At 71.3% G+C, this 3,085-nt stretch carries 4 protein-coding genes; all 4 read left to right on the forward strand.

The window, feature by feature from the left end; all coding sequences use genetic code 11:
• Nucleotides 1-635, forward strand: a 635-nt coding sequence (locus ACTUAL_RS19405) for a sensor histidine kinase (protein ID WP_440901247.1), incomplete at its 5' end; no start/stop codon positions are given.
• A complete protein-coding gene (locus ACTUAL_RS19410) occupies nt 632-1,228 on the forward strand; it encodes a hypothetical protein (RefSeq protein ID WP_440901248.1) in 597 nt (198 codons plus the stop codon). The genes ACTUAL_RS19405 and ACTUAL_RS19410, both read left to right, overlap by 4 nt.
• A gap of 343 nt (nt 1,229-1,571) precedes the next feature.
• Complete coding sequence (locus ACTUAL_RS19415; RefSeq protein WP_096493071.1) at nt 1,572-2,009, forward strand: hypothetical protein; 438 nt, start codon at nt 1,572-1,574, stop codon at nt 2,007-2,009.
• A gap of 185 nt (nt 2,010-2,194) precedes the next feature.
• Nucleotides 2,195-3,022, forward strand: coding sequence for an ABC transporter ATP-binding protein (locus tag ACTUAL_RS19420; RefSeq protein WP_096493070.1), 828 nt, complete (start codon nt 2,195-2,197; stop codon nt 3,020-3,022).
• Nucleotides 3,023-3,085: the final 63 nt, after the last annotated feature.

Genomic DNA, 3,085 nt, shown 5'->3' on the forward strand with positions numbered 1-3,085 from the left:
CCAAGCAGGACGGCGAGCCGGAGCGGTTCGAGCCACTGGAGCTGTCGGACGTGGTGGCCGCCGCCGCGGCCAGGGCGCGGGCGCGCGCGCAGCACGTGGCGGTGGCGGTCGACCTGGCCCCGGTCCCGGTGCTCGGCGACGCCGACGCGCTGGAGCGCGCGGTGCTGAACCTGCTGGACAACGCGGTGAAGTGGAGCCCGCCGGGCGGGGTGGTGCGGGTGTCGGCGCGGGCCGGGGAGGACTCCGCCGGGGAGGGCGCGGTCGTGGAGGTGTCCGACGCCGGTCCCGGCATCGCGGACGAGGACCTGCCGCACGTGTTCGAGCGCTTCTACCGGGCCCCGGCGGCGCGGGCGCTGCCCGGTTCGGGGCTGGGGCTGGCGATCGTGGCGCGGGCCGCCGCCGCGCACGGGGGCGCGGTGCGGGCGGGGCGGTCCCCGGAGGGCGGGGCGCTGCTGCGGCTGACCCTGCCGCGGCTTTCTCACCCGAACACCGGCGTCCTCTCACCGTCCTCTCCCGAAGACCGGGCACCTTGGGGCAGTACGGCCACCGGAGCAGGGGTTTCCCGCGATCCGGGCGGCCGGTCCACCCCCGACCAGCCCGGTCCAGCACAGCGGCAGGAAAGCGAACCACGATGACCACTCCCGAGCAGCCGACCCCGGAGCAGCCGACGCCGGGACAGCCGGAGCAGCAGCCCGCGCGGCCGACCCGCGAGCAGCCCACCCAGGAGCTGCCGACCGCGGCGGGCACGCCTGGGGCCGAGGCCACCACCGAGTCGGTTTCCGCAGCTCAGAGCACCCCCGCGAGCGACGGCGAGCCCCGAGGCCGCTTCGGCGCCCGCGTGCGCGCCGTCGCCCGGCACCGGGCGACGGGTCTGGCGGCGGTCCTGGTGCTGGGCCTGGTGCTGGGCGCGGGCGGCACGGCCCTGGCGCTGCACGGCGGCCGGGGCGGCGGCGACCGCCCCGCGCACTCCGGTTCCGCGAACGGCGACGTCCGGGGAAAGCACGGCCACAAGGACGGGGAAGGCCGCGCGGAAGGCAGGCGCGGTGGTCCCGGAAATCGGGAAGACCGAGGTGACGACCGCCGGGGGAACGCGCACCGCGGCGAGGGCCGGGGCGGTGACGGCGAAGATCGCCGGGGCCGCGACAACGACCGGAACAACTCCGGGCAGAACCAGGACAACGGTCCGAACAACGGCGAGAACAACAGCGGCGGCGACGGCGACAACTGACGCGGCGCGCACCGAACCCACCGCCCCCGGCGCCCTCGGACTTCCGAGCGGAACCGGGGGCGGTGTCATTCAGCCCACACTTCCGGGGGCATCCCCTAACCCCCCTGGGGATGCCCCCGGAAGCCCCCGTTCGGCGTGGGAAGAACGTCCACATGGTGGACGCAGCGCGACTTGTTGATCACGAGTGGGTCATTGCTGAGGTGAAGATTTAGTTTCACTCGTTCGGTCGATTTCAGAACGTCGCAGCTCAGCGACCATCCACCCTGAGTTCACACACGGGCTTAACATCGCTAAGTGTGACGACCTCAATACGGGGGTATCAGGCAGGGTTAAGCTCCACGCCGTGATCTCAGACGGCGAGGACAACGAGAGGTCGTGGCACCGGTTCGGGCCGGAGTCGACCGAGCGGCGGATGCTGGAGCTGCTCGGCGCCCGGTACGCGGCGCACCTGCGACCCCGGACGTTCACGCTGCCCGACGACAGCCGGGTCGAGGTCGAAGGAGTCGATCCGAGCGGCACCATCCTGGTGCAGCTGGTCGCGAACCAGGGCAACTACAAGTCCCACCACCGCAACAAGGTGATGGCGGACATGTTCAAGCTCATCTGGTTGCGCGACGCGCTCCTGCCGGGCGGGCACGCGGTCTTGTGCGTGAGCAGCACGGTCGCGCAGGCGTTCTCCGGCTGGGTGGCCGCGGCTGCCCGCGACAGCCGGGTCGAGGTTCTGCTCTACCAGGACTCAGGCGAACTGGTGCCGCTGGTCGCGGCGCCGGCCACGCCGTAACAGAACGGCAACACCATGGTGGCTACCGGACGACAACGGCACGGTACAATGATCGGGATTCGGAATTCCGCAGCGCAGATCCCCTCGCGCCGCACGCTCTCCGGAGTCCAGCACGGGACGACTCATCAGGAGAGCACCATGCCTTCTGTCTACCCCGCGGGCTTCGTGAAGCAGGGGGCAGCGCAGTGACCGGCTCGGCGATCGAGGTTCGCGGCGTTCACCGCGAGTACGGGATCGGGGCGGCGAAGATGGTCGCCCTCAACGGGGTTGACCTGTCCATTCCCTCCGGCAGCTTCGTCAGCGTCATCGGGCCGAGCGGGTGCGGGAAGTCGACGATGCTCCGCCTCATCGCGGGTCTGGAGACCCCCGACGACGGCGACGTCAGCGTCTACGGCGTCAGCGCGGAGCAGGCGTGCGCGGCCAAGATGATCGGTCTCGTCCCACAGGCGCCCGCACTGCTGCCGTGGCTTTCCGTGCTCAGCAACGTCACTCTACCCCAAAAGGTGAACCGGGGTGCGGCCAAACGGCGGAAGAAGATCGCCCAGGCAGCGCACCGGGACGTCGACGTGGCCAAGCCGGACATGATGGACCTGCTGAAGAAGGCCGGCCTGGGCGACGCCACGCACAAGCTCCCCTCCGAGCTGTCCGGCGGGATGCAGCAGCGGGCCGCGATCGTGCGCGCCTTCGGCCTGCGCCCGGACGTGCTGCTGATGGACGAGCCGTTCTCCGCGCTGGACGAGTTCACCCGCGAGAGCCTGCAGGGCCAGCTGCTCGACATGTGGGAGGGGCTCAAGACCACGGTGGTCTTCGTGACCCACTCCGTGGGAGAGGCCGTCCGCCTGTCGGACACCGTGGTGGTGATGGCCGCGCGACCGGGCCGCATCACCGACATCGTGCCGATCGACCTGCCCCGGCCGAGGGACACCGAGCTGATGAAGTCACGGGAGTTCCACGACCTGGAGGACCTGGTGCGGGACAAGCTCCGCGCCGGCTGGGGAATGCACGCGGCGTGAGGACGGAATCCGACATGACCTCGATCGAGGACAAGCCCACCGTGCGCGTCGACCTCGCGGGCG

It is taken from the genome of Actinosynnema sp. (assembly GCF_052038725.1).